Source organism: Kitasatospora sp. HPM-01-4 (assembly GCF_051374625.1).
Taxonomy (GTDB): domain Bacteria; phylum Actinomycetota; class Actinomycetes; order Streptomycetales; family Streptomycetaceae; genus Kitasatospora.
The window spans coordinates 7945178-7971315 of the sequence record NZ_JBPQGP010000005.1; the positions used below are offsets into that span (position 1 = coordinate 7945178).

At 72.7% G+C, this 26138-nt stretch carries 21 protein-coding genes and 2 pseudogenes; 12 read left to right on the plus strand and 11 right to left on the minus strand.

Annotated features, from left to right (window positions below; all coding sequences use genetic code 11):
• The first annotated feature begins 43 nt into the window (after positions 1-43).
• Positions 44-448, plus strand: coding sequence for a DUF3224 domain-containing protein (locus ACSMTC_RS34340; protein ID WP_436563643.1), 405 nt, complete (start codon positions 44-46; stop codon positions 446-448).
• An 82-nt stretch (positions 449-530) separates the two neighbouring features.
• Here ACSMTC_RS34340 and ACSMTC_RS34345 read toward each other — a convergent pair whose 3' ends face one another.
• A complete protein-coding gene (locus tag ACSMTC_RS34345) occupies positions 531-2468 on the minus strand; it encodes a Xaa-Pro dipeptidyl-peptidase (protein WP_436563644.1) in 1938 nt (645 codons plus the stop codon).
• Positions 2469-2826: 358 nt separating this feature from the next.
• Between ACSMTC_RS34345 and tdh the strand changes: the two genes are divergently transcribed.
• Together tdh and ACSMTC_RS34355 are read left to right on the plus strand one after the other, a co-directional pair.
• Complete coding sequence (gene tdh / locus ACSMTC_RS34350) at positions 2827-3855, plus strand: L-threonine 3-dehydrogenase (RefSeq protein ID WP_436563645.1); 1029 nt, start codon at positions 2827-2829, stop codon at positions 3853-3855.
• Between the two features lie 44 nt (positions 3856-3899).
• The gene (locus tag ACSMTC_RS34355) at positions 3900-5093 is read left to right on the plus strand and encodes a glycine C-acetyltransferase (RefSeq protein WP_436563646.1); all 1194 of its coding nucleotides are present in this window, start codon (positions 3900-3902) and stop codon (positions 5091-5093) included.
• A 167-nt stretch (positions 5094-5260) separates the two neighbouring features.
• Here ACSMTC_RS34355 and ACSMTC_RS34360 read toward each other — a convergent pair whose 3' ends face one another.
• Entirely contained in the window at positions 5261-5983 is a 723-nt protein-coding gene (locus tag ACSMTC_RS34360; protein WP_436563647.1) for a sirohydrochlorin chelatase, read from the minus strand.
• Positions 5984-6078: 95 nt separating this feature from the next.
• Positions 6079-7206, minus strand: coding sequence for a uroporphyrinogen-III synthase (locus ACSMTC_RS34365; RefSeq protein ID WP_436563648.1), 1128 nt, complete (start codon positions 7204-7206; stop codon positions 6079-6081).
• A 193-nt stretch (positions 7207-7399) separates the two neighbouring features.
• Between ACSMTC_RS34365 and ACSMTC_RS34370 the strand changes: the two genes are divergently transcribed.
• The 6 genes and pseudogenes from ACSMTC_RS34370 to ACSMTC_RS34395 all read left to right on the plus strand — a co-directional run bounded on the left by ACSMTC_RS34370 (position 7400) and on the right by ACSMTC_RS34395 (position 16263).
• Positions 7400-9499 (plus strand): molybdopterin oxidoreductase family protein, encoded by a 2100-nt coding sequence (locus ACSMTC_RS34370; protein ID WP_436563649.1) that lies wholly within the window; start codon positions 7400-7402, stop codon positions 9497-9499.
• A gap of 107 nt (positions 9500-9606) precedes the next feature.
• A pseudogene (locus ACSMTC_RS34375) lies at positions 9607-10794 on the plus strand (NAD(P)/FAD-dependent oxidoreductase); the annotation flags it as partial.
• Between the two features lie 79 nt (positions 10795-10873).
• Positions 10874-13395: pseudogene (gene nirB, locus ACSMTC_RS34380) on the plus strand (nitrite reductase large subunit NirB).
• Positions 13396-13409: 14 nt separating this feature from the next.
• Entirely contained in the window at positions 13410-13799 is a 390-nt protein-coding gene (locus ACSMTC_RS34385; RefSeq protein WP_436564894.1) for a nitrite reductase (NAD(P)H) small subunit, read from the plus strand.
• A gap of 35 nt (positions 13800-13834) precedes the next feature.
• The gene (locus tag ACSMTC_RS34390) at positions 13835-15238 is read left to right on the plus strand and encodes a nitrate/nitrite transporter (protein WP_436563650.1); all 1404 of its coding nucleotides are present in this window, start codon (positions 13835-13837) and stop codon (positions 15236-15238) included.
• Between the two features lie 107 nt (positions 15239-15345).
• Entirely contained in the window at positions 15346-16263 is a 918-nt protein-coding gene (locus tag ACSMTC_RS34395; protein ID WP_436563651.1) for a LysR family transcriptional regulator, read from the plus strand.
• A gap of 82 nt (positions 16264-16345) precedes the next feature.
• Here ACSMTC_RS34395 and ACSMTC_RS34400 read toward each other — a convergent pair whose 3' ends face one another.
• From ACSMTC_RS34400 to ACSMTC_RS34430, 7 genes are all read right to left on the minus strand, one after another.
• A complete protein-coding gene (locus tag ACSMTC_RS34400; RefSeq protein ID WP_436563652.1) occupies positions 16346-16633 on the minus strand; it encodes a DUF427 domain-containing protein in 288 nt (95 codons plus the stop codon).
• Positions 16634-16718: 85 nt separating this feature from the next.
• Positions 16719-17537, minus strand: a complete 819-nt coding sequence (locus tag ACSMTC_RS34405; RefSeq protein ID WP_436563653.1) for a DsbA family oxidoreductase — start codon at positions 17535-17537, stop codon at positions 16719-16721.
• A gap of 6 nt (positions 17538-17543) precedes the next feature.
• Positions 17544-17846 (minus strand): Rieske (2Fe-2S) protein, encoded by a 303-nt coding sequence (locus ACSMTC_RS34410; RefSeq protein WP_436563654.1) that lies wholly within the window; start codon positions 17844-17846, stop codon positions 17544-17546.
• Entirely contained in the window at positions 17843-18706 is an 864-nt protein-coding gene (locus ACSMTC_RS34415) for an iron-containing redox enzyme family protein (RefSeq protein ID WP_436563655.1), read from the minus strand. Before ACSMTC_RS34415 ends, ACSMTC_RS34410 begins: the two co-directional genes overlap by 4 nt.
• Positions 18703-19566, minus strand: coding sequence for a dihydrodipicolinate synthase family protein (locus ACSMTC_RS34420; RefSeq protein ID WP_436563656.1), 864 nt, complete (start codon positions 19564-19566; stop codon positions 18703-18705). The genes ACSMTC_RS34415 and ACSMTC_RS34420 overlap by 4 nt, the downstream gene beginning before the upstream one ends.
• Positions 19563-20144, minus strand: a complete 582-nt coding sequence (locus ACSMTC_RS34425) for a DUF6190 family protein (protein WP_436563657.1) — start codon at positions 20142-20144, stop codon at positions 19563-19565. The genes ACSMTC_RS34420 and ACSMTC_RS34425 overlap by 4 nt, the downstream gene beginning before the upstream one ends.
• Complete coding sequence (locus ACSMTC_RS34430; RefSeq protein ID WP_436563658.1) at positions 20134-21294, minus strand: pyridoxal phosphate-dependent aminotransferase; 1161 nt, start codon at positions 21292-21294, stop codon at positions 20134-20136. Before ACSMTC_RS34430 ends, ACSMTC_RS34425 begins: the two co-directional genes overlap by 11 nt.
• Before the next feature lie 173 nt (positions 21295-21467).
• Here ACSMTC_RS34430 and ACSMTC_RS34435 point away from each other — a divergent pair, with 173 nt between their 5' ends.
• Both ACSMTC_RS34435 and ACSMTC_RS34440 read left to right on the plus strand, forming a co-directional pair.
• Positions 21468-22448: a DMT family transporter gene (locus ACSMTC_RS34435; RefSeq protein ID WP_436563659.1), complete on the plus strand. Its 981-nt coding sequence runs from the start codon at positions 21468-21470 to the stop codon at positions 22446-22448.
• A 134-nt stretch (positions 22449-22582) separates the two neighbouring features.
• The gene (locus ACSMTC_RS34440) at positions 22583-23953 is read left to right on the plus strand and encodes a TrpB-like pyridoxal phosphate-dependent enzyme (protein ID WP_436563660.1); all 1371 of its coding nucleotides are present in this window, start codon (positions 22583-22585) and stop codon (positions 23951-23953) included.
• 125 nt (positions 23954-24078) lie between these two features.
• On the opposite strand, the gene ACSMTC_RS34445 is transcribed toward ACSMTC_RS34440, so the two are convergent.
• Positions 24079-24744 carry a response regulator transcription factor gene (locus tag ACSMTC_RS34445; protein WP_436563661.1) on the minus strand — a complete coding sequence of 222 codons (666 nt, stop codon included), beginning with the start codon at positions 24742-24744 and terminating at the stop codon, positions 24079-24081.
• Positions 24745-25198: 454 nt separating this feature from the next.
• Here ACSMTC_RS34445 and ACSMTC_RS34450 point away from each other — a divergent pair, with 454 nt between their 5' ends.
• Positions 25199-26128: a Gfo/Idh/MocA family protein gene (locus tag ACSMTC_RS34450; RefSeq protein ID WP_436563662.1), complete on the plus strand. Its 930-nt coding sequence runs from the start codon at positions 25199-25201 to the stop codon at positions 26126-26128.
• Positions 26129-26138: the final 10 nt, after the last annotated feature.

A 26138-nucleotide genomic window follows, 5' to 3' on the forward strand; every position in this document is an offset into this window, starting at 1 on the left:
ACACCGCGCGGACAAGAGGTCGCGGTCGATCGAGAGGACGCCCATGCCCACCCGGATCACCGGCCGGTTCACCTTCGCCGACTGGAAGGAAAGCCCCGTCGGCCCGGCCGAGGAGTACCCGCGGCTCGCCCGTGCCAGCGTCACCAACGCCTTCACCGGTGGCGTCGAGGCCGCCGACACGGTCTGCGAGTACGCCATCGCGTACGTCACCGAGACGACCGGTACCTACGCCGGGATGGAACTCCTGACCGGCAGCCTCGACGGCCGCGAGGGCACCTTCGCCGTCGAGGAGCGCGGTTCCTTCGACGCCGGAGGCACCCGCTGCACCTTCGAGGTGGTCCCCGGCTCCGGCACCGGGGAGCTGGCCGGGCTGCGAGGGACCGGCGGCTTCGTCTTCCGGCACGGCGAGCAGTCGGTCCCCTACACCTTCGAGTACGAGCTGGACTGACCGGTCAGTGACAGATCGGCGCTGACCGGTCAGCGACAGTCCGGCGCCGGCCGGTCAACGGCAGACCGGCACGCGGGCAGGTTCAGCGGAAGCTCTCCGGCCGGGCGACGGTGCCGGGCTGTCCGGCGGGCAGCCCGCTCAGCACCCGGGCGTCGAGTTGCCGCTCCGTACCCGGCAGTTGGCCCGCGCCGCCCACCAGCGGAAGCCGGAGGAAGGAGTGCGCCAGGTCGACCGTGACGGTGGGTGTGGTGGAGGGCGGGTCGATCAGCCCGTTGTCCGTGCCGGCCACGATCAGGGCCAGCCGGTGTCCGGCCGGTACGACGTGGTCGGTGCCGGCCAGGTCGAAGGTGATCGAGTACGTCCTTCCGGGGGTGAGCGAGATGCTCCGGTTCAGCCCCGCGTAGTGCCCGAGGTCGGCCCAGCCCCGGCTGAAGACCGTGTAGTCGACCTGCGCGGTGTCGGCCGCGGTGTCCAGGAAGCAGGCGCTGTCGCCCGGGGTGCTCTCACCCCAGCAGGAACGGGTGCCCAGGGTGGTGATGCCCTCACCCGCTCCCTGGTAGTTGCGGATGGTCGCCGGCCCGAGGTCCACCAGCACCGCGCTCAGCCGGGCGCTGCGGGTGGACGGCCGGACGGACAGCGTGATCGAGCCGCCACCGGACATCCGCAGGTCCCGGGTGAGGGAGCCGGTGGTGAAGGCCGTCTTGTCGGGGGTGGTGAGGTCGGCGTCGGCCGCCCAGTTCGCCTCGCCCTGTGAGGGGTCGTCGGTGAAGGCGGCGGTGCCGCTTCCGGTGCCCGTGGTGAGGGCGCCGGGCGTCAGGTGGAGCGTGCTGGTCACCGTTCCCGGTGCGGGCCAGGCCGCGTCCTGGGTCCACCGGTCGGGCGCCCGCTCGACATCGGCGACCGGACCGTTCTGGATGCCGTTGTCCACCCCCAGCAGGTAGTGGTCGAACCAGTCGTGCAGGGTGTCCACCCACACCGGGCGCCGGTAGTCGAAGGGGTCGACATGGCCGGTCTGCGACAGCCAGATCTTCCGTTCGACGCCGTTTCGGGCCAGCGCCGTCCACCACTGGGAGAAGTTGATGTCACGGACGTTCAGGTCCTGCAGCCCGTGCACCACGAAGACGCTCGCCCGGACCCGGGACGCCGAGGCGACGTAGTCGCGCTGCTGCCACATCGACGTCCAGTTGCCGTTGGCGGGTGCCCCGGCGGCCAGCCGGTTCTGCACGGCGGAGCAGTCGGCGGTGGCCGTGGAGTTCTCCACCAGGCCGGCCAGATCGGCGGGGGTGCCGCTGTAGAGCGGGGCGCCGTCCGAGCGGTAGTAGTCGTACCAGGAGCTGATCGACGAGATCGGGACGATGGTCTTCAGCCCCTCCACCCCGGTCGCGGCGACCCCGTTGGCGATGGTGCCGTCCCAGGACTTGCCGATCATGCCGACCGACCCGTTCGCCCAGGTCGGCTGGACGGTGGTGGTGCCGGTCCGGTCGGTGTACCCGTCGGCCCGGCCGTTCAGCCAGTCGATCACCGCCTTGGCCGAGGCGATGTCGGACGGTCCGCCGACGTCCACGCAGCCGTCGGAGCGGTTGGTCCCGGCCAGGTCGACCAGCACCACGGCGTAGCCGCGCGGGACGAAGTAGTTGTCGTAGAAGAGCGGGAACTGGACCGGGTGGCCCTGCGAGTCGTATGTCTTGACCTGGGACTCGTTGCCGCGGCCGCAGCAGGAGTAGTACGGGCTCGCGTCCATGATGACCGGGATCCTCACACCGGCCGCGGCGGGTTCGCGGGGCCGGATGATGTCGGCGGCGACCCGGTCGGTGCGGCCGTCGCCGTCACCGTCCAGCCCGGTGTCGACCCAGACCGTCTCCCGGACGGCGTCGGTGTAGGAGTAGACGGGTTGGCTGGCGCGGTGGTGGACCGGGCCGGCGGTGCTCGCTCGCGCGGCCGAGGGGCCGAGCAGCGCCACGGTGAGGGCGGCGAGGAGCGTGGTGATGACGGCGAACGAACGGGATCGACGGACTGTCACAGACGACGAAAGTAGTTCGGCGAGGGCGCGTCCCAGAAGAGGACTGACAAGCCACGGACAAGATTTTACGTGCCACGGCCGTACGCCGGGCCCGTGTACGGCCGGATCCAGGGGCCCGGAGGTGACGCAGTCTGGGCCGAACGGGTGGTGCGCGGCGGGCCGCCGGGGGCCGTGAGGCACAGCTCGGGCAGGATCGTGAAGCCCAGCTGTGGCGGCCCTTAAGAATTCCTCGATGGACCGCACCCCGGCTGACCAGGCAGATTTCACTCTGCCCGGCCCGGCAGCGGCCGCACGCCGGGCAGCCCTCGGCCTGTCCCCTCCGGCAGGTCCGTTCCACCGTGTGTCAGGAGCCCTTGCCGTGAAGGCACTCGTCAAGCAGAAGGCCGAGCCCGGACTCTGGCTGATGGACGTCCCCATGCCGGAGATCGGCCCGTCCGATGTGCTGATCAAGGTGCTGCGCACCGGTATCTGCGGCACCGATCTGCACATCCGCAAGTGGGACGGCTGGGCCCAGCAGACCATCGACACCCCGCTGACACTGGGCCACGAGTTCGTCGGCGAGGTCGCCGAGGTCGGCTCGGCGGTCACCGACGTCAACGTGGGCGACCTGGTCAGCGGTGAGGGCCACCTGGTCTGCGGCAAGTGCCGCAACTGCCTGGCCGGGCGCCGCCACCTGTGCCGCAACACGGTGGGCCTGGGCGTCGGCCGTGACGGTGCCTTCGCCGAGTACGTGGCGCTGCCCGCCTCCAACGTCTGGGTGCACCGGGTGCCGGTCGACCTGGACGTCGCCGCGATCTTCGACCCGTTCGGCAACGCCGTGCACACCGCGCTCTCCTTCCCGCTGATCGGCGAGGACGTGCTGATCACCGGTGCGGGCCCGATCGGCATCATGGCCGCCGCCGTCGCCAAGCACGCCGGCGCCCGCCATGTGGTGATCACCGACGTCTCCCCGTACCGCCTCGACCTGGCCCGCAAGATCGGGGTCACGCTGGCGCTGGACGTCTCGAAGCACACCATCGAGGAGGGCCAGCAGCAGCTCGGCCTGCGCGAGGGCTTCGACGTGGGCCTGGAGATGTCCGGCCGCCCCGAGGCGATGCAGTCGATGATCGCCAACATGACCCACGGCGGGAAGATCGCCATGCTCGGCCTGCCCGCCGACGACTTCGCGGTGGACTGGGCGCGGATCGTCACCTCGATGATCACCATCAAGGGCATCTACGGCCGCGAGATGTTCGAGACCTGGTACGCGATGTCCGTCCTGCTGGAGGGCGGCCTCGACCTCAGTCCGGTGATCACCGGCCGCTACCCCGCCGCCGACTTCGAGACCGCCTTCGACGAGGCGGCAAGTGGCAACTGTGGCAAGGTCATTCTCGACTGGACCGTCTGAGAGCCGACAACCCGCTCCGGTCTGACAGCCTGTTAGGAGACATCGTGTTCGACAACGTCCGCGAGGACATCGCCGCCACCCTGGACGAGATCCGCGAGGCCGGCCTCTTCAAGCCCGAGCGCGTGATCGGCAGCCCGCAGAGCGCCGCCGTCACCGTCACCGGCGGCGGACGCCCCGGAGAGGTGCTCAACTTCTGCGCCAACAACTACCTCGGCCTCGCCGACCACCCCTCGGTCATCGCGGCCGCCAAGGACGCGCTGGACCGCTGGGGCTACGGCATGGCCTCGGTGCGCTTCATCTGCGGCACCCAGGACGTCCACAAGCAGCTGGAGGAGCGGCTCTCGGCCTTCCTCGGCCAGGAGGACACCATCCTGTACTCCTCCTGCTTCGACGCCAACGGCGGCGTCTTCGAGACCCTGCTCGACGAGCGTGACGCGGTCATCTCCGACGCGCTCAACCACGCCAGCATCATCGACGGCATCCGGCTGTCCAAGGCCCGCCGGCACCGCTACGCCAACCGCGACCTGGCCGACCTGGAGACCCAGCTCAAGGCCACCCAGGACGCCCGCCGCCGCCTGATCGTCACCGACGGCGTGTTCTCGATGGACGGCTACATCGCCCCGCTGCGCGAGATCTGCGACCTCGCCGACCGCTACGGCGCCATGGTCATGGTCGACGACTCGCACGCCGTCGGCTTCGTCGGGCCCAGCGGACGCGGCACCCCCGAACTGCACGGCGTGATGGACCGGGTGGACATCATCACCGGCACCCTCGGCAAGGCCCTCGGCGGCGCCTCCGGCGGCTACGTCGCCGCGCGCCGCGAGATCGTCGCGCTGCTGCGCCAGCGCTCGCGGCCGTACCTGTTCTCCAACTCGCTCGCCCCGGTGATCGCCGCCGCCTCGCTCACCGTGCTCGACCTGCTGGAGCAGTCGGGTGACCTGCGCGAGCGGCTGGCCGCCAACACCAAGCTGTTCCGGACGAAGATGACCGAGGCGGGCTTCGAGATCCTGCCTGGCGAGCACCCCATCGCTCCGGTCATGATCGGTGACGCCGCCAAGGCGGGCCGGCTGGCCGAACTCCTGCTGGAGCGCGGCGTGTACGTGATCGGGTTCTCCTACCCGGTCGTCCCGCACGGCCAGGCCCGGATCCGGGTCCAGCTCTCGGCCGCCCACTCCACCGAGGACGTCGAGCGCACCGTCGCGGCCTTCGTCGACGCCCGCGCGGCGCTCGGCGAGTAGGACCGGCCGGTCCCGTCTCCCCCCGACCTGCCCCCGTCGGTGCCGCACGGCCGTCGGCGGGGGCAGCCCAGAATTCCGCCGGTGCGGCCGGACCGGGACAGGACGGTCGCGCCGGCGGTACGACGGCGCCGCACGCTCCCCGGCCGGGAGCGCTCCCCCGGGGCGGTTCAGCGGGTGAGTGCCTGGTCGTAGCGGTGAAGGACGAGGCGGGCGACGGCCTCGTGCGGGCCCAGCGGCGCGGAGGTCAGGCAGCCGCCGGCCCGCGCGGCGCGCCGGGTGAAGAAGCCGGGGGCCAACAGGTAGCCGGCGACGGCCACGTGACGATGCCCCCGGGCGCGGAAGGCCGCCACGGCCTCGGCCGGGGTCGGTGCGGCGGCGCTCAGATAGGCGGCGGCCACCGGGACGCCCAGCCGCTCCTGCAGCAGCCGCGCCATGCGGGCCGTGCCGGCGTTGGCCGCCCGGTCACCGGAACCGGCCCCCGCGAGGACGACCGCGCGTGGGGCCCGGCAGTCGGGTCGCGCGGCTACGGAAGGCCGGTCACAGTCCCAGCCCGCCTCGGCGAGGCGGTCGCGGAGTGCTGCGGCCAGCAGCGGATCCGGCCCCAGCGCAGGGGCGATCGAGACCTCGGCCCGCGGCGCGGCGGCGAGGACCGCCGGAATGTCGACACGGACGTGGTACCCCGTCCCGAGCAGCAGCGGGACCAGCACGACCCGCCCCCGCAGACCGGCCAGCGCCTCCTCGAGCGAGGGGCCGACCAGATCCAGGTGGGCGAGTTCCGCCCGGAGCCCCGGCCGCAGGGCCCGCACCCGGGCGAGCAGCCTCCGGTAGACGGCGGCCCCGGCCGGGTCGCGGGTGCCGTGGGCGACGGCGAGCAGGGTGGGGGAGGGCACACCGGGCGGCAGCCCGCCGCCCGGCGGGCTCCGGTGGGCCGACGGGTACCCCGCAAGAGCAGGCGTCGGCCGGGCGGAACGCGCCCCGGAGCCGCTCACGAGGCGGTCACCAGGCCGTACCCGCGTCGGGGCACCGTCCGTACGATTCCCCCGTGGTCGCCGAGCGCGCCGCGCAGCCGGGCGATCGCCACCTCCACCACGTGCTCGTCCCGCTGGCCGGCGGCCCAGGCGCGGCGCAGGAGTTCGGCACGGCTGAGGACCCATCCGGGGTGTTCGGCCAGCGCGCGCAGCAGGGTGGCGAGCAGCGGCGGCAACCGGACCGGCGGGCCGTCGTCGATCACGACCATGGTGCCCTGCAGCACCAAGTGGTGCTCTCCGGCCCGCAGTTCGCGGCGGTGGCGGGCGGGCAGCGCCTCGGCGAGGGTGCGGACCATGGCCCCGAGCCGGCCGCGTTCCGGGCAGAGCACGGGGACGGCGAGCGCCTCCAGCGGGCGGGCACAGGTGGGCCCGACGCAGACCGGCAGGACGTCGTCACGCAGGCGGGCGAGGACCTCCTCCCGCAGCCCGAGGCTCCGCGCGGCCGCCAGGAAGGCGTCGATGGCCGGAGCGCTGGTGAAGGTCAGGGCGTGCACCTCGTGCCGGACGATCTGTTCGAGGAGCCTGCGGACGGCGGCCGGGTCTTCGGGCGGGCCCCAGCGGTAGACCGGCACCGAGATCACCTCGGCGCCGCGCTCGCGCAGCGCCGCGGTGAAGCCGTCCAGCGGCGCGCCGTGTTCCTGGACGGCGATCCGGCGTCCGCGCAGATCACGGGCGAGCAGCCAGCCGAGCAGGTCCTCGCAGACCTCGGACGGCGGCGAGAACGTCTCGCCGAGGCCGCCGGCCCGGACGGCACCGGTCGCCTTGGGGCCCCGGGTGAGCACCACGGCCTGACGGCAGGCCTCGGCGAGCCGCAGGCCGTGGCCCCAGCCGTCGGCGGCGCTCATCCAGCCGCGCCAGCCGACTCCGGTGGTGGCGACGACGTAGTCGAGCGGGCCGCTCAGGCACTGCTCGGTGGCGCGGCGCAGCGCGCGGTCGTCGCCGAGCGGGACGATCCGCATCGTCGGGGCCTCGACCACCCGCGCTCCCCGGCGTTCCAGCAGCGCGACGAGTTCCTCACGCCGTCGGGTGGCGGTGACTGCGACGGTGAGACCGATCAGGGTGCCCGAAGGCTGGGTGGTACTCATGACGTGCAGGCTGCGCCGGAGTTGTTTCGGTGCGATTGCACCGTGATCACGCGTCCGTTAGCACGGGTCCGCCGGATGTTACGGAGGATTTCCACCGGGTCACCCTGGACCCCGGGACGGGATGAGGCGGCCGTACCGCCTCCGCAACACCCGTGACCCGTGGGCGAAACCGCGCTGCCCGAGTCTCGGTGCCATGACGAGGACCGACACCCACTGCCCCTACTGCGCCCTGCAGTGCGGAATGCGCATTGAGGTACCGCCGGGCGGGGGAGCGGCCGAGGTACTGGAGCGCCCGGGCTTCCCGGTGAACCGGGGAGCGCTCTGCGGCAAGGGCCGGACGGCCGCCGCCGTGCTCGATCCGGGGGCCCGGCTCACCGCGCCGCTGGTCCGCGACCATCGGGCCGGCGGACTGCGCGAGGCGTCCTGGCCCGAGGCCCTGGAGCGGGTCGCGGCCGGTCTGGCGGCCGCTGCCGAGCGCTACGGTCGGTCGGCGGTCGGGGTCTTCGGCGGGGGTGGTCTGACCAATGAGAAGGCCTATCTGCTGGGCAAGTTCGCCCGGGTGGTGCTGCGCACCCCGAACATCGACTACAACGGCCGGTTCTGCATGTCCTCGGCGGCGGCCGCGCACCGGATCGCCTTCGGTCTCGACCGAGGCCTGCCCTTCCCGGTCGCGGACATCGCCCGGACCGGCTGCGTGATCCTGGTGGGCGCCAACCCGGCCGAGACCATGCCGCCCGCACTGCGCTACTTCCTCGAACTCAAGGAGAACGGCGGCAGGTTGGTCGTCGTCGATCCCCGCCGCACCCGCACCGCCGACCACGCCGACCTGCACCTGCAACCGGTACCGGGCACCGATCTCGCGCTCGCCCTCGGCCTGCTGCACCTGGCGGTCGCGGACGGCCGGGTGGACCGGGAGTTCGTGGCCGCCCGTACCTCGGGCTTCGAGCAGGCGCGGGCGGCGGCGATGGCGCACTGGCCGGAGCGGGTCGAGCGGATCACCGGTGTACCGGTGGCCCGGCTGCGGGCCGCGCTGGAGCTGTTCGCGGACGCCGCCACCGGCATGGTGCTCACCGCGCGCGGTCCCGAGCAGCAGAGCAAGGGGACGGACACCGTCGGAGCCTGGATCAACCTGTGCCTGGCGCTGGGCAAGGCCGGCCGGCCCGGTTCCGGCTACGGCTGCCTGACCGGGCAGGGCAACGGCCAGGGCGGCCGCGAGCACGGACAGAAGGCCGACCAGCTGCCCGGCTACCGTTCCATCGAGGACCCGGCCGCGCGGGCGCACCTGGCCGGGGTGTGGGGTGTCGCCCCGGACGAGCTGCCGGGCCCCGGCCGTTCGGCGTACGAACTGCTGGACTGCCTGGGGACGGAGGGCGGGGTCCGGGCGCTGCTGCTGATGGGCTCCAACCCCGTGGTCTCCGCGCCGAGGGCCGCCCACACCACCCGGCGGCTGCGCGCGCTGGACTTCCTGGCGGTGAGCGATGTGGTGCTCTCCGAGACGGCGCAGCTCGCCGATGTGGTGCTGCCCGCCGCGCAGTGGGCCGAGGAGACCGGAACGCTGACCAACCTGGAGGGACGGGTGATCCTTCGCCAGGCCGCGCTCCGGCCACCGGCCGGCGTCCGGACGGACCTGGAGGTGCTGAGCGAGCTGGCCGCCCGCCTGGGCGTGGAGCACGGCTTCCCGAGCGGGCCCGAGGAGGTCTTCGAGGAGCTGCGGCGGGCCACGGCGGGCGGACCGGCCGACTACGCGGGGATCAGCTACCACCGGATCCGGGCGGAGGACGGCGTGTTCTGGCCCTGCCCGGCCGAGGACCACCCCGGCACACCGCGGCTCTTCCTGGACCGCTTCGCCACACCGGACGGCCGGGCGCGCTTCGTACCGGTCTCCTACCGGCCGGCGGCGGAGGAACCGGACGCCGACTACCCGCTCCACCTGACCACCGGCCGGGTGGTGGCGCAGTACCAGAGCGGCGCGCAGACCCGCCGGGTGCCCGCACTCAACCGGGCCGCGCCCGGACCGTTCGTGGAGCTGCACCCGCGGCTGGCCGAGCGCCTCCAGGTGGCCGACGGCGACCCGCTGGTGATCACCAGCCGGCGCGGCCGGGCACTGGCCCCGGCCCGGGTGACCGACACCATCAGGCCCGACACGGTCTTCATGCCCTTCCACTGGGGCGGCGCCGGACGGGCCAACACACTGACCAACCCGGCGCTGGACCCGACGTCGGGGATGCCGGAGTTCAAGGTCTGCGCCGTCCGGGTGGAGCGGGCCCCCGGAGTGAAGGGGCGGACCCGGTGAGCGGACGGCCGGCCCGGGCGGCCGACCGGACCAACGGGCAGGCGCGCCGGGCGAGGCGGGGGAGCGGTCGGACGGGCGGGCAGCGGATCGCGGTGGTCGGAGCGGGCATGGCCGGCGCCAGATTCGCCCAGCAGTACCGCGAGGCGGGCGGTGACGGAGAAGTGACGCTGTACGGCGCCGAGCCGCGCGGCCCCTACAACCGGATCCTGCTGGCCGAGGTGGTCGGCGGCCGGTACGACCCGGAGGCGATCGCCCTGCCGTACGGCGGCTCGGGCGAACCGGGCGTGGCGCTGCGCACCGGCTGCGAGGTGGTCGGACTCGATGTGCGGGAGCGCACCCTGCGGCTGGCCGGAGGCGGACGGACCGGGTACGACACCCTGGTGCTCGCCACCGGGGCGAACCCGGTGCTGCCCCCGCTGCGCGGCCTGCACACCTCCGGCGGGACGGGCGGATCCGGGGGCCTGAAGGAGGGCGTGCACGCGCTGCGGACCCTGGCCGACTGCGGGCGGCTGCTGGAGGACGCACCGTGCGCCGGGCGCGCGGTGGTGATCGGCGGCGGGGTGCTCGGGGTGAGCGCCGCCCGGGCGCTGGCCGCGCTCGGCCTCCCGGTGGAGATCGTCCATCAGGCGCCGCATCTGATCGAACGCCACCTCGACGAGCGCGCGGGCGACGCGCTGCGGCGCGGGCTCTCCAGGATCGGCGTCGAGGTCTACCCCGGCAACCGCGCCCGAGCGCTGCACGGTGACCGACGGGTCACCGGCGTCGAGCTCGCGGGCGGACACGTACTGGACGCGGAGCTGGTGGTGCTGGCCTGCGGGGTGCGCCCGCGCACCGGGCTGGCCCAGGCGGCCGGTCTGCCGGTCCGCGGCGGCATCGTGGTGGACGACCGGCTGGCCACCGGTGTCCCCGGCGTCCACGCCATCGGCGACTGCGCCGAACACCGCGGCACCGTCCACGGACTGGCGGGCCCCGCCTACGAGCAGGCCGACGCACTGGCGGCCCGGCTCTCCGGCGCCGATCCGGGCGCCCGGTACACCGGTACACGCCCGCTGGCCCGGCTGAGTACGGGGCCGCTGGAGTACGTGGCCTTCGGCTCGACCGCGGAGGACCTGCCCGGCACGGACGTGCTGCGCCTGGCCGACCCCATCCGGGGCTCCTACAAGAAGCTCGTGCTGCGCGGCGACCGGCTGGTCGGCGGAATCCTGCTGGGCGACCTGGCCGCGGCCGGCGCACTCACCCGGGCCTTCGAGCGGGACGACCCGCTGCCCTTCGACCCCCTATCCCTGCTCACCACCACCTATCCCTGCTCACCACCACCCGAGGAGCCAACCCGTGAGTCGGACGGAGAAGAACCTGGTACTGGTCGGCCACGGCATGGTCGGCCAGCGCTTCCTGGAAGCGCTGTTCGAGCGGCCCACGGCCGGATGGCGGGTGACGGTGCTCGCCGAGGAGCCCCGGCCGGCCTACGACCGGGTCCACCTCACCTCCTGGTTCTCCGGCACCTCGGCCGATGAACTCTCCCTGTGCTCGGCGGAGTTCGTCCGCCGACACGGTATCGACCTGCACCTCGGCGACCCGGCGACGGCGCTCGACCGCGCCACCCGCAGCGTCACCACCCGGTCGGGACGGCGACTGGACTACGACGCCCTGGTGCTGGCCACCGGCTCCTACCCGTTCGTACCGCCGGTCCCCGGCCATGACGCCGCCGGCTGCCACGTCTACCGCACCATCGAGGACCTGGAGGCGATCCGCGCCGACGCCGAGCGGGCCCGGGTGGGCGCAGTGGTGGGCGGCGGACTGCTCGGTCTGGAGGCGGCGGGAGCGCTGCGGGCGATGGGGCTGGAGACCCATGTCGTGGAGTTCGCACCGAGGCTGATGGCGCTCCAGGTGGACGAGGGCGGCGGAGAGGTGCTGCGCCGCAGGATCGAGGACCTCGGCGTGGCCGTCCACACCGGCGCGGGCACTCAGCGGATCGAGGCCGGCCCGGACGGCCGGGTGCGCCGGATGGAACTCTCCGACGGCTCGGTGCTCGACGTCGACCTGGTGGTCTTCTCCGCCGGGGTGCGGCCGCGCGACCGGCTGGCCCGGGAGTGCGGCCTGCCGGTCGGCGAGCGCGGCGGCATCGTGGTGGACGAGCACTGCCGCACCGTCGATCCGGACGTCTGGGCGATCGGAGAGTGCGCGCTGGCCGCCGACGGCCGGGTCTACGGGCTGGTCGCACCCGGCTATGCGATGGCCGAGGTGGTGGCACGCGAACTGACCGGCGGTACGGGTGAGTTCACCGGAGCCGACACCTCCACCAGACTCAAGCTGCTCGGTGTGGACGTGGCGAGCTTCGGCGACGCGCACGGCAGCACCGAAGGAGCTCTGGAGGTGCTGTACGCCAACAGCCGCGCGGGCGTCTACAAGAAGCTGGTGGTCGACCCGGACGGCCGGCTGCTCGGCGGTGTCCTGGTCGGCGACGCCGAGGCGTACGGCACGCTCCGCCCGCTCGCGATCAGCCGGAGTCCGCTGCCCGGCCCGGCCGAGGACCTGCTGCTGCCCGCCGCCGCGGGCTCGGCCCAGCCCGTGCTGCCCGACGAGGCGGTGGTCTGCTCCTGCCACAACGTCAGCAAGGGGGCCGTCCGCGCGGCGGTGAGCGGGCAGGGCTGCGCGACCGTTCCGGAGGTCAAGAAGTGCACCAAGGCCGGTACCGGCTGCGGCAGTTGCGTGAAACTGCTGGGCGCCATCGTGGCCGAGGAGCTGGCGGCGGGCGGCGTGGAGAGGGCCCGGGGGATGTGCGAGCACTTCGCCCACACCCGCGCCGAGCTGTACGAGATCATCCGGGTCAAGGGGATCACCTCCTTCTCCCGGCTCATCGACGAGCACGGCAGCGGCGAGGGCTGCGACACCTGCAAGCCCGCCGTCGCCTCGATCCTGGCCGGCCCGGGCGGCGGACACGTGCTGGACGGTGAACAGGCCGCGCTCCAGGACACCAACGACCACTTCCTCGCCAACCTGCAGCGCAACGGCTCGTACTCCGTGGTGCCCAGGATCCCCGGCGGCGAGATCACCCCGGACGGGCTGATCACGATCGGGGAGATCGCCCGCGACTTCGGCCTCTACACCAAGATCACCGGCGGCCAGCGGATCGACCTCTTCGGCGCCTCGGTTGACCAACTGCCGGAGATCTGGCGCCGATTGGTGGAAGCCGGCTTCGAGTCCGGGCACGCCTACGGCAAGGCGCTGCGGACCGTGAAGTCCTGCGTCGGCGAGATGTGGTGCCGCTACGGCGTCCAGGACTCGGTGGCCCTGGCCATCGAACTGGAGCTGCGCTACCGGGGCCTGCGTGCGCCGCACAAGCTGAAGTCGGCGGTCTCCGGCTGCGCCCGGGAGTGCGCGGAGGCGCGGAGCAAGGACTTCGGGGTCATCGCCACCTCGGAGGGCTGGAACCTCTACGTCGGCGGCAACGGCGGTATGACCCCCGGCACGCCGACCTGCTCGCCACCGGCCTGGACCGGGCCGCCCTGATCCGCACCGTCGACCGCTTCCTGATGTTCTACATCCGCACCGCCGACCGCCTCGAGCGCACCGCCCCCTGGCTGGACCGGCTGGAGGGCGGCCTGGACCACCTGCGCGCGGTCGTACTGGAGGACTCGCTGGGCATCTGCGCCGAACTGGACGAGCTGATGGCCCGTCATGTCGCCACCTACGAGGACGAGTGGGCGGCCACCCTGGCCGACCCGGAGCGGGTGCGGCGCTTCGTCTCCTTCGCCAACGCGCCCGGGGTGCCCGACCCCACCGTACGGTTCGTCCCGGAACGCGGGCAGATCCGCCCGGTCCGCCCCGAGGACGGGCCCGACTCACCGACCCCGGCCCTGATCGCGGGGCCCGCCCTGGAGGTACGCACCCGTTGAAGCAGACCCCGGACCTGGAGCAGACCCCGGACCCGAAGCAGACCCCGGACCGTCCGCTGACGGTCGAGATCCTCGACGGCGGCAGCTGGGCGCGCGTGTGCGAGTACCGGCTGCTGCGGCCCGGCCGGGGCGTGGCCCTGCTGGTCGGATCGGAGCAGGTCGCGGCCTTCCGTGACCGGCGCGGTGCGCTCTACGCGGTCGGCAACCGCGACCCGTTCAGCGGCGCGTACGTCATCTCGCGGGGCCTGCTCGGCAGCCGTGACGGCGTGCCCGTCGTGTTCTCGCCGATGTACAAGCAGGCGTTCGACCTGCGCACGGGCGTCTGCCTGGACGAGGAGCTCGCCCCGGACGGCACCCCGGCGGTCCTCCCGGTCCTGCCGATCAGGGCGGTCCCCACCCCGTAGTCCCGCACCCCTCCCGACGTCCAGGGCAGGTCACCATGAGCGCAACCGTCCACGAGCCCCGCCCGGCCCCGCCACCCGGCAGAACCGCCCCGCTCGCCGAATGGCGGCCCGAGGACCCCGGGTTCTGGGAGCACACGGGCGCCCGGATCGCCCGGCGCAACCTGGTCCACTCCGTCCTCTGCGAGCACATCGGCTTCGCGGTCTGGAGCCTGTGGTCGGTCCTGGTACTCCTCCTCGGCCCGGAGTACCACATCGATCCGGCCGGCAAGTTCCTGCTCACCGCCGTGCCCACCGCGGTCGGCTCGGTGCTGCGGCTGCCCTACACCTTCGCGGTGGCGAAGTTCGGCGGGCGCACCTGGACCGTGGTCAGCGCGCTGCTCCTGCTGGTGCCGACCGTGCTCGCGGGGCTCGTCCTCACCCCGGGCGTCTCCTACGGCACGCTGCTGGCGGTCGCGGCCACCGCCGGGGTCGGCGGCGGGAACTTCGCCTCCTCGATGGCCAACATCAACGCCTTCTACCCCCAGCGCCTCAAGGGCTGGGCACTGGGCGTCAACGCGGGCGGCGGCAATCTCGGGGTGCCCGCGGTCCAGCTGCTCGGCCTGCTGGTCATGGCGACCGCCGGAGCCGGCCACCCCCGGCTGCTGCTCCTGGTCTACCTTCCGCTGATCGTCCTGGCGGCGCTCGGCGCGGCGCTGCGGATGGACAACCTCCCGGCGGCTCCCGGCGAGGGACGGGCCTTTGCTACCGCCGCGCGCGACGTTCACACCTGGGCGGTCTCGGCGCTGTACATCGGGACCTTCGGCTCGTTCATCGGCTTCGGCTTCGCCTTCGGACAGGTGCTGCAGGTCCAGTTCCACGAGCGGTTCGACACACCGGTCAAGGCCGCCTGCCTCACCTTCCTGGGACCGCTGCTCGGCTCGCTCACCCGCCCGGTCGGCGGTCTGCTGGCCGACCGGTGGGGCGGGGCCCGGGTGACCCTGTGGACCTTCGCCGCCATGGCGGCGGGTGCGGCGGGCGTGCTCACCGCCTCCCGGCAGCACTCGCTGGGCCTGTTCCTGGCAGCCTTCATCGCCCTCTTCGTGCTCAGCGGTGTCGGCAACGGCTCGACCTACAAGATGATCCCGGCGGTCCACCGCGCCAGGGCCGACGCGGCGATCCGCGCCGGCGCCGACCCGGTGGCGACCGAGCGGACCGCGCACCGGTCGATCTCCGCGCTGATCGGCCTCGCCGGGGCCGTCGGCGCCTTCGGCGGGGTCCTGGTCAACATCGCCTTCCGGCAGGCCTTCCTGACCGCGCACAACGGCGACGCCGCCTACCTCGTCTTCCTGATCTACTACGCGTTCTGCCTGTTCCTGACCTGGTTCGCCTATCTGCGGAGCGTGCCCGCCGCACCCGAGGACCCCGCCACCCCCGAAGCCTCCGACGCGTCGCGGCGCTGAGCCCGGCCCGGCACCTCCGGCCCCGGCCCCGGCCCCGTGCCCGCACCCGGAGCCGGCCGGACGGAGGCCGCGTCCGAGCACTCACGCCGCACTGGCAGAATGACGGAGTGATCGACGCACGACGGCTGCGGACCCTGCGGGCCGTGGCCGACCACCGCACCGTGACGGCCGCCGCTGCCGCGCTCTACCTCACGCCGTCCGCCGTCTCCCAGCAGCTCGCCGCGCTGGAGCAGGAGACCGGCCACCATCTGCTGGCCCGCGACGGCCGGGGAGTCCGCCTCACCGCCGCCGGGGAGATCCTGCTCGGCCACGCCGACGCGGTGCTCGCCCAGCTGGAACGGGCCGAGGCCGACCTGGCGGCGTACAGCGCGGGAGTGGCGGGCGAGGTCACGGTGGCGGCGTTCGCGACCGGGATCGCGCTGGTGGTCGCCCCGGCGATCACCGCCCTCGCCGAGGGCGCACCCGGGGTACGGATCAAGGTGCTGGACGCCGAGGGCGACGCCAGTCTGCCGATGCTGCTGGACGGACTGGCCGACATCGCCGTCGCCGTCGAGTACCGCGGTGCGCCCCGCGCCGACGACCAGCGGCTGACCCGGGTACCGCTCTACGCCGAACCCTTCGAGGCGGTCCTCCCGCTCGGCCATCCACTGGCCGCCGCGCAGGGTCCGGTGGCCGTCGCCGACCTCGCCGCCGAGCCGTGGATCGGCCCCTACCCCGGCAACCCCTGCCACGATGTGGTGCTGCTGGCCTGCGAGTACGCCGGCTTCCAGCCCCGGCTGGTGCACTCCTCCGACGACTTCAGCGCCGTCGTCGCGCTCGCCTCGGCGGGTGCGGGCGTGGCGCTGGTCCCGCGCTCGGCCCTGCGCGGCGTGGACCTCTCACGGGTCGCGGTACGCCGGGTGGACAGCGAACTCGCCACCCGCAAGGTCTTCGCCGCCGTGCGCAGCGGCGCCGAGCGGCACCCGCTGATCCGGCCGGTCCTGGCGGCCCTGACGACCGCCGCCCAGGGGATCTCGGCCGGCTGACGGGCCGTCGCCGCCGGGGTTCCCCGACTTCTTCGGGGCGGCGCCGCGTTGGCCCTGCCGGTCCGGCCGGGGCGTCCTTTGGTCAGTCGTCGGTGACCTCGACGCCCCGCCAGAACGCCACATGCCCGGTGATCTGCGCGGCGGCCGGGCTCGGATCGGCGTAGTACCAGGCGGCGTCCGGGTTCTCGGCGCCCGCCACCCGCACCGTGTAGTAGGAGGCGGTGCCCTTCCAGGGGCAGACGGTCGTGGTGGGGGAGGGGACCAGCAACTCCATCCGGACCGAGTCGAGGGGGAAGTAGTGGTTGCCCTCGACGACCGTGGTCAGGGAGCTCTCGGCGATGATCTCGCCGTTCCAACGCGCAGTGGCCATACGGCCATTCTCCATCGCCGGCTCCCCGTCGTCGATGCGGACCGGTCAAGTCCGGTGCTCGGCTGATCGGATGACCTCCACTGTGTCAACTCTCCTCGCCCGCCGACCCCTGAGGCCGGGGTCCTCCGGCGCCTGGCCCTGGTCCCCTGTCGGACACGCCCTGGAGCAGCGCGGCGGCCTGTTCGAGCAGGGAGTCCACGGCGCTCGGGTCGTCGTGGTCGATGACCGGGAAGCCGGTGCCGAAACGGCCGTTGACCCAGTGCGCGGCGACGCCCGGATTGGCCAGGTTGGTTCCGTCGTACAGGAAGACGTGTGGGCTGCAGATGACCCGGTCCTCCCGGGCGGCGCGCCACTGGTCGATGACGGCCTGCCGGTGCCGGCCCGAGTCCAGTGCGGCGGCGAGCCGCTCCGCGTCCACCGCCCCGGTCTCCACGGCCACGTCGAGGACGACGTTGCGCAGTGTGATGCACCGGCCCTCGGCCCAGAAGGCGCGGCGCAGTGCGCGGTCCAGCGTCTCGGAGGCCGTCCAGCCCTGTTCCTTGGCGGCCTGGATGGCCTCCAGTGCGGGCAGCGTGCTGACGGGGTAGGTCCAGTCGGGGCCCTGCCACAGCCGCCAGCCGGCCTCGGGAGCCAGTGCTCCCACGACCGAGACCTCCGAGTCGACGCCCGGCCGCTCGTTCACCGTCAGGTCGAAGAGTTCCAGCGGGAAGCAGCGGTGGTCGAAGAAGAGCACACCGTCCAGGCCGAGCCGGGTCCGGGCCTGGTGCAACCGGTGCACGGCCAGATGGGCGAAGGAGCAGTTGAGGTCCGAGTAGACGACGACGGTGTCAGGGGAGCGCGGCAGCCGGGGGTCGAGGGGCCGGGCGTGCGGGTCGACGGCGACGGTGGTCCGGTCGTCGGACATGTCGGTTCACTCCTGTTCGGAATCCCGGGATGCGGCCGGGGTCACGGGCCGGGTGCGCAGCGCTCGGCACGGCGGGCCGGCCAGCTGGGTGCCGTGGTCGGTCAGGTCGAACGCCGAGTGGTGCAGTGGACAGACCAGCCGGGTGGCCGCGGCGTCCACGTGGGCGAACCGGAGCAGGCCGCCCCGGTGCGGGCAGCGGGCCTCGACCAGCACCGCGCCCCCCGGCCCCGGTCGCGGGGCCTCCGTCTCCACGGCGACCGTGTCCTCGTCCAGCTGGCGCAGGCGCACCCGCCGTTCGGCGGGGCTCATGTGCCGGCCTCCGCCCGGGCGCCGCGCACCGCCGCCTCCGTCGCGCGTGTGACGGTCGCACTGGTCAGTTCGACACCCGCCCAGACCTTGCGCAGGTCCGCGCCGCGCTCGCGGTCCCAGGCGCGCAGCGCGGCGAGCATCTCACGGCTGTGGAAGCTGTCGATGTGCAGGTGCTCGGTGTAGTAACGGGAGTTGGCGATGCCCAGCCGGGCGCAGGCCGCGGCGTAGCAGCGGAAGCCGTAGAGCACGCTCGACTCGAAGTAGGCGTAGGCGCCCAGGAAGTAGTCCGGCGTCGGCGCCCGCGAGGCCAGCCAGTGGAAGAGGTTGACGTAGGCCAGCGTCTCCTCGCACGCGCGGGCCGCGTGCTGGAAGGGGTCCGTCGGCAGCCCCAGCTCCGACATCAGCCGCTGGTAGAGCCGGGCATGCTCCTGGGCCTCGTTGCCGCAGCCGAACTCGTCGATGAGCACCCGCATCACCGCCATTCGGGCCCGGTGCGGCAGCCGCGGCAGCACGCCCAGGTGGGACTGCGACTCCACCAGCCCGTCCACGGCGAACTGGCCCGCGACGAAGGCGAATTCCGGCAAGGTGGCGTGCTCGGCGAGGTAGCGCTCGCTGTCCGGGGGATCGGCCTCCTCGGCGCGCAGGCGCTGCTCCAGGGCCGCCAGCAGCTCGCCCAGGGAGCCGAACTCCGGTGCGTCCGCCTCCAGCGCGTCCGCCTCCGCCCGAGGCCAGCGGGCCTCCAGCGCGAGCAGCTCGGCGTAGCCGACGGCATCGGGGACGGTGTGGTTGTGCCAGTACAGCCGTTGCTGCACGGTGGCGTTCGGCGGCAGCGCCGAAGCAGCCCCGGCCGCCGCGGTCATGGCGCCGGCTCCCCGGCGGCGGGGCCGCCCGCCGTCACATCGGTGCCGATGACCCCGCGCGTCACCAGTTCGCGCTTGACCCGCAGGTACCAGTCCTCGCGCAGGATGCCGTACCTCTCGCAGGCCGCGTCCACCTGCGCCTGCAGCTCCGGGCCCGGACTCCGCCACAGCGCCCTGCACAGCGCCGGCTCCAGATTGGCCAGCGGACCGATGAAGCCGTGCACCCCGGGCACCTGGGAGAGCAGGTTCTCCCAGCCCTCGAAGACCGGCACTCCCAGGTCCGAGGCCACCAGCCGCCGGGTGAACTCCGCCTCGCCGCTGGACTCCTTGACCCCGACCACGCCCGGCAGCCGACAGATCCGGGCCAGCGTGTCCGCCTCGATCCGGTTGCCGGACACCGCCTCCTCGTTGTAGAGGAGCACCGGCAGGCCGGCCGCCAGCACGCGCCGGTAGTGGTCGACGATGTCGTCCTGGCCGATCCCGGCGCCGAAGGGCGTGGTCACCGCCACGGCGTCCACGCCCAGTTCGGCCGCCAGCCGGATCCGCGCCACCACGGCCTCGGTGTCGGGCAGCTGCACCCCGGCGATGACCGGCAGGCCGCCGGCATGGCGGACCGTGGCGTCCACCATGTCCCGCCACTGGCGCTCCGTCAGCAGCCAGCCCTCACCGGAACTGAGCGTCGGCATCAGCGCGGTGACCTCGGTGCGGATCGTGGCGATCAGCCGGGCCACGTCCTCGGCCGGCACCTGGCGGCTCCGGTCCAGGGGTGTGACCAGTGGTGCTATCACACCCGAGAACCTGTGGTGGTTCCGGAGGTCCGGGCCGTCCTGCCGGTCCCGGGGGGTCTGCGGATCGGTCATGTCGCGTCCAAGTCGTCGGGGCTGGAAATGCGGTCGAGATCGGTCAGGTCGCACCTGAGCGCCAGGGAGTCCCGGTAGAGCGCCTCCAGCCGGGGCGGGAAGGCGAGTTCGGGTCCGTCCGGTGGCGCGGTGACGGGAAGCCCGGGCCGGCGGTGGCCCAGCAGGCGCGCCGACGCGGTGTGCAGCGGGCCGCCCCGGTGCACGGCCGGCGCCAGCAGCAGCGCGTCGGGCAGCGGGAGGCCCTTGAGCTCGGGAGAGTCGAGGGCGGCCGCCAGATCGCCCCGCCGGAAGCCGAAGCGGGTGATCCGCAGCTCGCTGTGCAGGTTGTCCATGAAGGGGTAGTAGGCGTCCTGCTCCTCGCGGGTCCGGCGCCAGACCAGGTCGTCGCAGAGCCCCACCTGCTCAAGCGTCATCGCCAGCGTGTGCTGCGCCGCCAGGTGCCGTACGAAGAAGTTCTTGCAGGCGGAGCGGACGCGCTCGTCGCGGCTGTGCATGCCCAGGAAGAGCGAGGCGTCGATCAGCACCCCCGGCCCCCGGTCCCGCCCCGTCGCCTGCCCCGCCCCGGACTCAGCGCTCATGGGCGAGGAGCGTGTCGCGGATCACCCGCACCGCCGCGGCGAACTGCTCCGGCGGCCTGGCCAGCGCTATCCGGACGTACCGTTCACCACGTCCGGGGTTGTCCCAGTAGAAGTACGTCCCCGGAAGCACGTAGACCTCCGCCGCCAGCAGTTCGGCGTGCACGTCGTCCGCGGTGAGCCCGGAGGGTCGGATGCGCAGCCAGGCGACGCTGGTGTCCACGCGTCCGTCCAGCAGTTCGAGCGGCGAGCCGGCCAGTATGCGCTGAAGCGTGGCGCGGTTGGTGTCGATCACCTCGCGCACCGAGGCGAAGGAGTCCGCGATCGAGTCCTCGACGTAGTGGGTGAGGAAGTTCAGCACGAAGGGCGAGACATTGAGCAGTACCGAGGTGTGCAGGTTGTAGACCTCCTCGTAGAGGTCCGAACTTGCCGTCAGCAGGGCGCACTTGGCGTCCTGTACCGGCCAGGTCTTACCGGTGTCCTCGATGGCGAGGTAGCTCACCCCCGACTCCTCCAGCGCCCGGTAGACGTCGGGGCGCTGGACCAGGCCGTTGTGCAGGGCGAAGGAGGCGAAGCAGAAGTCCAGTACCAGCAGCTTGCGGTGCTCCCGGCAGAACCGGAGCACCTCCGCGAAGCCGCGCCCGCCGTCCGTGAACAGCGTGAAGCCGGTCGGGTTGTTGGGGTCGACCAGGTACAGCGCGTCCGTCCGCACCAGGCGGACGAGCTCCGCGTAGACGGTCTCCGGATCGGCCAGCGCCTCCTCGGGCAGCGCCGCGGGCGGGGTGCCCAGGTGCCTGAGCAGGTCCACCAGGTTGTCGAAGCAGGGCTCCACCAGCGAGACGGTCAGATCGTGCCGGCGCAGGTACATCGCGGCGACCATGGTGGAGACACTCGCGGAGTACGACAGCAGGGTCCGGTCCAGGCCGACCGCGGTGGTCTGGCCGTGCAGGCGGAAGAACGCCTCGGTGAACTGCTTCTCGAAATAGGCCTGCTGCCGTTCCTCGGACTCGTTCCACAACGCGGGCAGCCGGGAGACGATCTTCTCCTGGCTGATGGACTGGCGCTGGTGTGTATGCGCGTCGGCCAGGTTGTACCTGGTCCGCAGCGCCCTGATCTCGTGCTGCGTCAGATCGACCAATTCCCCGGTTGACATGCCGTGATCCTTTCGAGCGGGTGGTATTCGGGCGCTGCCCCGACCGGGATCCTAGAAGCGCGACGGCAGCGTGCACCACGTCAGAAATGACCGGGACCTAAGGCGGAGAAACGCGGCACGACCCCCCGAAGTGCGGTGGTGGAAATAGGCTTTACGCCATTAACCTGCACGCCATGACATTACGTGAATCCGCGGGCCCCGCCGGTCCGGCGAAGGGCGCGGCCCGGCCGCGGGCTCTCGGCGCCGTCTGCGCCGGGCTGGGCACCGCGCTGGCCGGCACCTCCTTCGTGGCCACCAGCCTGCTCACGCACTACCCGTTCCTGAGCGGGCAGACCGTGCGGTTCGCCCTGGGCGGGCTCTGCCTGCTGCTGCTCGCCGCCTTCGCCCGGATCCCCCTGCCGCGGCCGACCGGGCGCGAGTGGGGCCTGCTGGCGCTGCTGGCCGGTACCGGCCTGGTCGGCTTCAACCTGGCCTGCCTGGCCGCGCTGCGCTCCGCCGAGCCCGCCGTACTGGGCGTCGTCGTGGGCGCGACCCCGCTGCTGGTGGCCGTCGCCGGCCCGCTGCTGGGCGGACGCCGGGTGTCCTGGCGGCTGACCGGCTCGGCGGCGCTGGTGGTCGCCGGTGCGGCCCTGGTCCTCGGCTACGGCCGGGGCGATGTGCCGGGCTTCGCCTACTCGCTGCTGGCCCTGCTGGGGGAGGTGTCCTTCACCCTGCTGGCGGTTCCCCTGCTGCCGCGGCTGGGGGCGATCCCGGTCGCGACCTACGTCTGCGGGCTGGCCATGCTGGAGATGGGCGTCCTGGCCGCGGCCATCGAACTGCCCGGCGGCCGGCTGCGCTGGCCGCACCCGGAGGAACTGGCCGCCCTGGGCTATCTGGCGGCGGCGGTGACGGCCGCCGCGTTCATCCTCTACTACCTCGGCCTGCGCCGGCTGGGTCCCGAGACGACCAGTCTGTTCGCCGGTCTGATCCCGGTGGCGGCGGCGTTCACGGCGCCGGTGGTGGGCAGCGGCACCCTCGGCGCGGCGCAGCTGGCCGGCAGCGCGCTGGTCGGCGTGGGACTCAGCGCCGGCCTCTCGGCGCCCGTGCCCGCCGAGGCCACGGCTGACGGGGCGGCTCCGAAAGTGCCGGTACCAACGGCGGACGACGGTTCCTGAGTTTCGTTCTTTTTCCTGGTGTTGTGCGGCGGAGCCGATTTCTAGCATCGGGACGACTGCTCGTCGAATCCGCTTCCGCGTCCCGGCTCCGCCGTGCCGCAACCGAGCCTTCGTCCTGTGAGGATGCGAATTCCATGACCACCACGCACGTCGTTCTCAATGCCGCGGATCTGCCGGACCGCTGGTACAACATCGTTCCCGATCTCCCGGTGAGCCTGCCGCCCGCGCTCCACCCGCGGACGCTGGAGCCGCTGCGTCCCGAGGACCTGGCCGGCCTGTTGCCGCAGGGCGTCATCGAACAGGAGTTCTCACAGGAGCGGTGGATCGAGATACCGGACCGGGTGCGTGAGCTCTACCAGATCTGGCGGCCCTCCCCGTTGCACCGCGCGACGCGGCTGGAGCGGGCGCTGGACACACCGGCCCGGATCTACTTCAAGTACGAGGGGGTCTCCCCGGCCGGCTCGCACAAGCCCAACACCGCCATCGCGCAGGCCTACTACGCCGCCCAGGACGGCGTGCGCCGGCTGACCAGCGAGACCGGCGCCGGGCAGTGGGGCTCCGCACTGTCCTTCGCGGGCTCGCTCTTCGGGCTGGAGGTCACGGTCTACATGGTCCGCTCCTCCTTCCAGCAGAAGCCCTACCGGCGGATCCTCATGGAGACCTGGGGCGCCCAGGTGCACCCCTCGCCCAGCCCGCTCACCGAGGCCGGCCGCGCCATCCTGGCGCAGGACGCGGACTCCCCGGGCTCCATCGGCATCGCCATCAGCGAGGCCGTGCAGGACGCGCTCAGCCGGGAGGACACCCGCTTCGCGCTCGGCTCCATCTCCAACAACGTACTGCTGCACCAGAGCGTGATCGGCCTGGAGGCCAAGAAGCAGCTGGAGATCTGCGACGACTACCCGGACGTGGTGGTCGGCTGCGTCGGCGGCGGCTCCGGCTACGCCGGACTGTCCTACCCCTTCCTGTACGACGTGCTCAGCGGGCAGCGCACGGGCACCCGCTTCGTCGCCGTGGAGCCGGACGCATGCCCCAGCCTGACCAGGGGAAGCTACGCCTACGACTACCCGGACACCGCCTCGCTCAGCCCGGTACTGCCGATGTACACCCTCGGCCACAGCTTCATCCCGGCGCCCATCCACGCCGGCGGCCTGCGCCACCACGGCAGTTCACCGACCATGTGCGCGCTGGTGGAGCACGGGTACGTGCAGGCGCGCTCGGTGTCGCAGACCGACGTCTTCAGCGCGGCGGTGCAGTTCGCCCGCAACGAGGGCTTCGTGATGGCGCCGGAGTCCGCGCACGGGGTGCGCGGTGCGATCGACGAGGCGCTGGCCGCGAAGGAGGCCGGGGAGGCGCGCACCATCCTGGTGCACGTCTCGGGACACGGAAACTTCGACATGGCGGCCTATGACTCCTACCTGGCCGGAACCCTGACGGACTATCAGCCGGACCAGTCGGAGATCGACCGTGCCCTCGGCGAGCTTCCCGCCGCCAAGATCACGGCCTGAGCGGCAGCCGTCCGACCCGGCACCTCCAGGGGCGCTGGGGCTGCGCGAGCCACCCGCTCCACCGCGGCGGGCCGGGCGGGCGGACCAGCGCCCCGAGCCATTGGAGCGGTCCGCCCGCCAACGGCCTACGGCGAGCCGACCAGCCCCGCCTCGACCGCGTGCAGTGCCGCCTCCACCCGGTTGCGCAGCCCCAGCTTCGCCAGCAGGTTCTGCACATGCGATTTGACGGTGCTCTCGCTCAGCGACAGCTGGGAGGAGATCTCCGCGTTGGTGCGCCCGCGCCCCAGCAGGCGCAGCACGTCGCGCTCACGCGGCGTCAGCACCTGCTGGGAGGGGACGTCGCCCGGGGACGAGGGACGGCAGGACGGTGCGGCCGGAGCCGGGAAGAGCGAATAGCCCGCGACCAGCACCCGGACCGCGGCTATCAGGTCCTCGACCCCGGCGCTGCTCAGCAGCGTTCCGTCGGCGTCCTTCGTGACCGACTCCACGCCGGCGTCGGAGAGGCCGTCGCCGACCAGCGCCAGGACCTTGCCGTCCCAGTCCCGCACCTTGCGCAGCGCCGCGGCGACGTCGGCGGGGCTGCCGCCGGTGTGCACGACCACGACATGCGGCGATGTGTCCGCCAGCAGGGCCACCGCCTCGCATTGATCGCCGGCCTCGCCCACGACCTGGATACCGGCCTGGTGCAACACCGCCCGCAGTCCCGTGCGGGTGATCGGCGACTCGTCCAGGATCAGGACGCGGATGCCGGCAGGTTCCGGCCGAAGCCGCGATCGGGTGGTGCTGTCCATGGGTATCCCCCGAGGTGAAGTGGCTGATTCGTGTACACAGAGGAACTCGACCACACTCAAGGCGCCGGTGAGGAATGATGCGGCGGCAGTCGGGCATCAGAGAATCCCCGATCCCCCCGGTCGGCTCATCATCAGCAGTCTTACAGAATCACGCACATGCGGCTAGCAGTTGCCGTCGAAGGCAGGCATTCGCCACACCGGGAACAGGGGCAGGGTGGCAGTCGCCAGACGGGGGCTCCGGTGGTCCAGGCCGCCGAGAAGCCGTGCGGCCGCGAACTCCCCTCTGCGCCAGGGGTGCTGGGCAGGCTGCCGCCGCCGTCCGCCTCGTCCGGCGGCTCGCTGCCCGGTGATGCGGGACCGGCTGCGCCGGGGCGGCGGCCGGGGCTCGATCGCTGGAGGCGGCTGAAGCATAGGGTGGGGGCTGGTGCTGATCGTTCACTTGACAGGAGACCCCATGGGCCGGCCCGCTATCACTGATGCCTTGCTTCCCGTTGGAGTGATCGGCCTGGGGGATATCGCGAACAAGGCGTACCTGCCGGTCCTCACCGCCGTACCTGGTCTTGATCTTCGGCTGATGACCCGTGACCGGGCCAAGCTCGACCGGATCGGTGACACCTATCGGATCGCTCCCGGGCACCGCTTCACCGATCTCGGCGAGCTGATCGCCAGTGGCATCCGGGCCGCGTTCGTGCACGCCGCCACGGACCAGCACGTCGCGATCGTCGAGCAGCTGCTCACGGCCGGCGTCGACGTGTACGTGGACAAGCCCCTCGACTACACCCTGGACGGTGCCCGTCGGCTGGTTGACCTCGCCGACCGCACCGGTCGTTCGTTGATGGTGGGTTTCAACCGCCGCCACGCGCCCGGCTACGTGCAGGCGAAGGAGCGCCCGCGCGACCTGATCGTGCTGCAGAAGAACCGCGAGGGCCTCGCCGAGGCGCCTCGCCCGATGATCTACGACGATTTCATTCACGTCGTGGACGTTCTCCGTTTCCTGGTTCCCGGCGAGATCGAGCACATGGATGTTCGCTCCCGCACGCGCGACGGTCTGCTCGAGCACGTCGTCCTGACGCTCGCCGGGCGGGGCTTCACGGCGCTGGGCATCATGAACCGGGTCTCCGGCTCGACCGAGGAGGTGCTGGAGGTCTCCGGAGGCGACTCCAAGCGCGAGGTCCACAACCTCGCCGAAGTGATCGACCACTTCGGCCAGCCCAGCGTCCGACGCCGCGGCGACTGGGTCCCGGTCGCCCGCCAGCGCGGCATCGAACAGATCGTCCTCTCCTTCCTGGACGCCGTCCGGGCCGGCCGGACCGTCGACGCTCACGACGCCCTGCGGACGCATGAACTGTGCGAACTCATCGTGGAGCGCATCGAGACGGCCTGAGAAGGCGTCC

Coding starts and splice junctions, on each gene's coding strand:
- ACSMTC_RS34340 (WP_436563643.1), top strand. CDS start 44: ATGCCCACCCGGATCACCGGCCGGTTCACCTTCGCCGACTGGAAGGAA.
- ACSMTC_RS34365 (WP_436563648.1), bottom strand. CDS start 7,206: ATGAGTACCACCCAGCCTTCGGGCACCCTGATCGGTCTCACCGTCGCA.
- ACSMTC_RS34370 (WP_436563649.1), top strand. CDS start 7,400: ATGACGAGGACCGACACCCACTGCCCCTACTGCGCCCTGCAGTGCGGA.
- ACSMTC_RS34390 (WP_436563650.1), top strand. CDS start 13,835: ATGAGCGCAACCGTCCACGAGCCCCGCCCGGCCCCGCCACCCGGCAGA.
- ACSMTC_RS34400 (WP_436563652.1), bottom strand. CDS start 16,633: ATGGCCACTGCGCGTTGGAACGGCGAGATCATCGCCGAGAGCTCCCTG.
- ACSMTC_RS34405 (WP_436563653.1), bottom strand. CDS start 17,537: ATGTCCGACGACCGGACCACCGTCGCCGTCGACCCGCACGCCCGGCCC.
- ACSMTC_RS34410 (WP_436563654.1), bottom strand. CDS start 17,846: ATGAGCCCCGCCGAACGGCGGGTGCGCCTGCGCCAGCTGGACGAGGAC.
- ACSMTC_RS34415 (WP_436563655.1), bottom strand. CDS start 18,706: ATGACCGCGGCGGCCGGGGCTGCTTCGGCGCTGCCGCCGAACGCCACC.
- ACSMTC_RS34420 (WP_436563656.1), bottom strand. CDS start 19,566: ATGACCGATCCGCAGACCCCCCGGGACCGGCAGGACGGCCCGGACCTC.
- ACSMTC_RS34425 (WP_436563657.1), bottom strand. CDS start 20,144: ATGAGCGCTGAGTCCGGGGCGGGGCAGGCGACGGGGCGGGACCGGGGG.
- ACSMTC_RS34430 (WP_436563658.1), bottom strand. CDS start 21,294: ATGTCAACCGGGGAATTGGTCGATCTGACGCAGCACGAGATCAGGGCG.
- ACSMTC_RS34435 (WP_436563659.1), top strand. CDS start 21,468: ATGACATTACGTGAATCCGCGGGCCCCGCCGGTCCGGCGAAGGGCGCG.
- ACSMTC_RS34440 (WP_436563660.1), top strand. CDS start 22,583: ATGACCACCACGCACGTCGTTCTCAATGCCGCGGATCTGCCGGACCGC.
- ACSMTC_RS34445 (WP_436563661.1), bottom strand. CDS start 24,744: ATGGACAGCACCACCCGATCGCGGCTTCGGCCGGAACCTGCCGGCATC.
- ACSMTC_RS34450 (WP_436563662.1), top strand. CDS start 25,199: ATGGGCCGGCCCGCTATCACTGATGCCTTGCTTCCCGTTGGAGTGATC.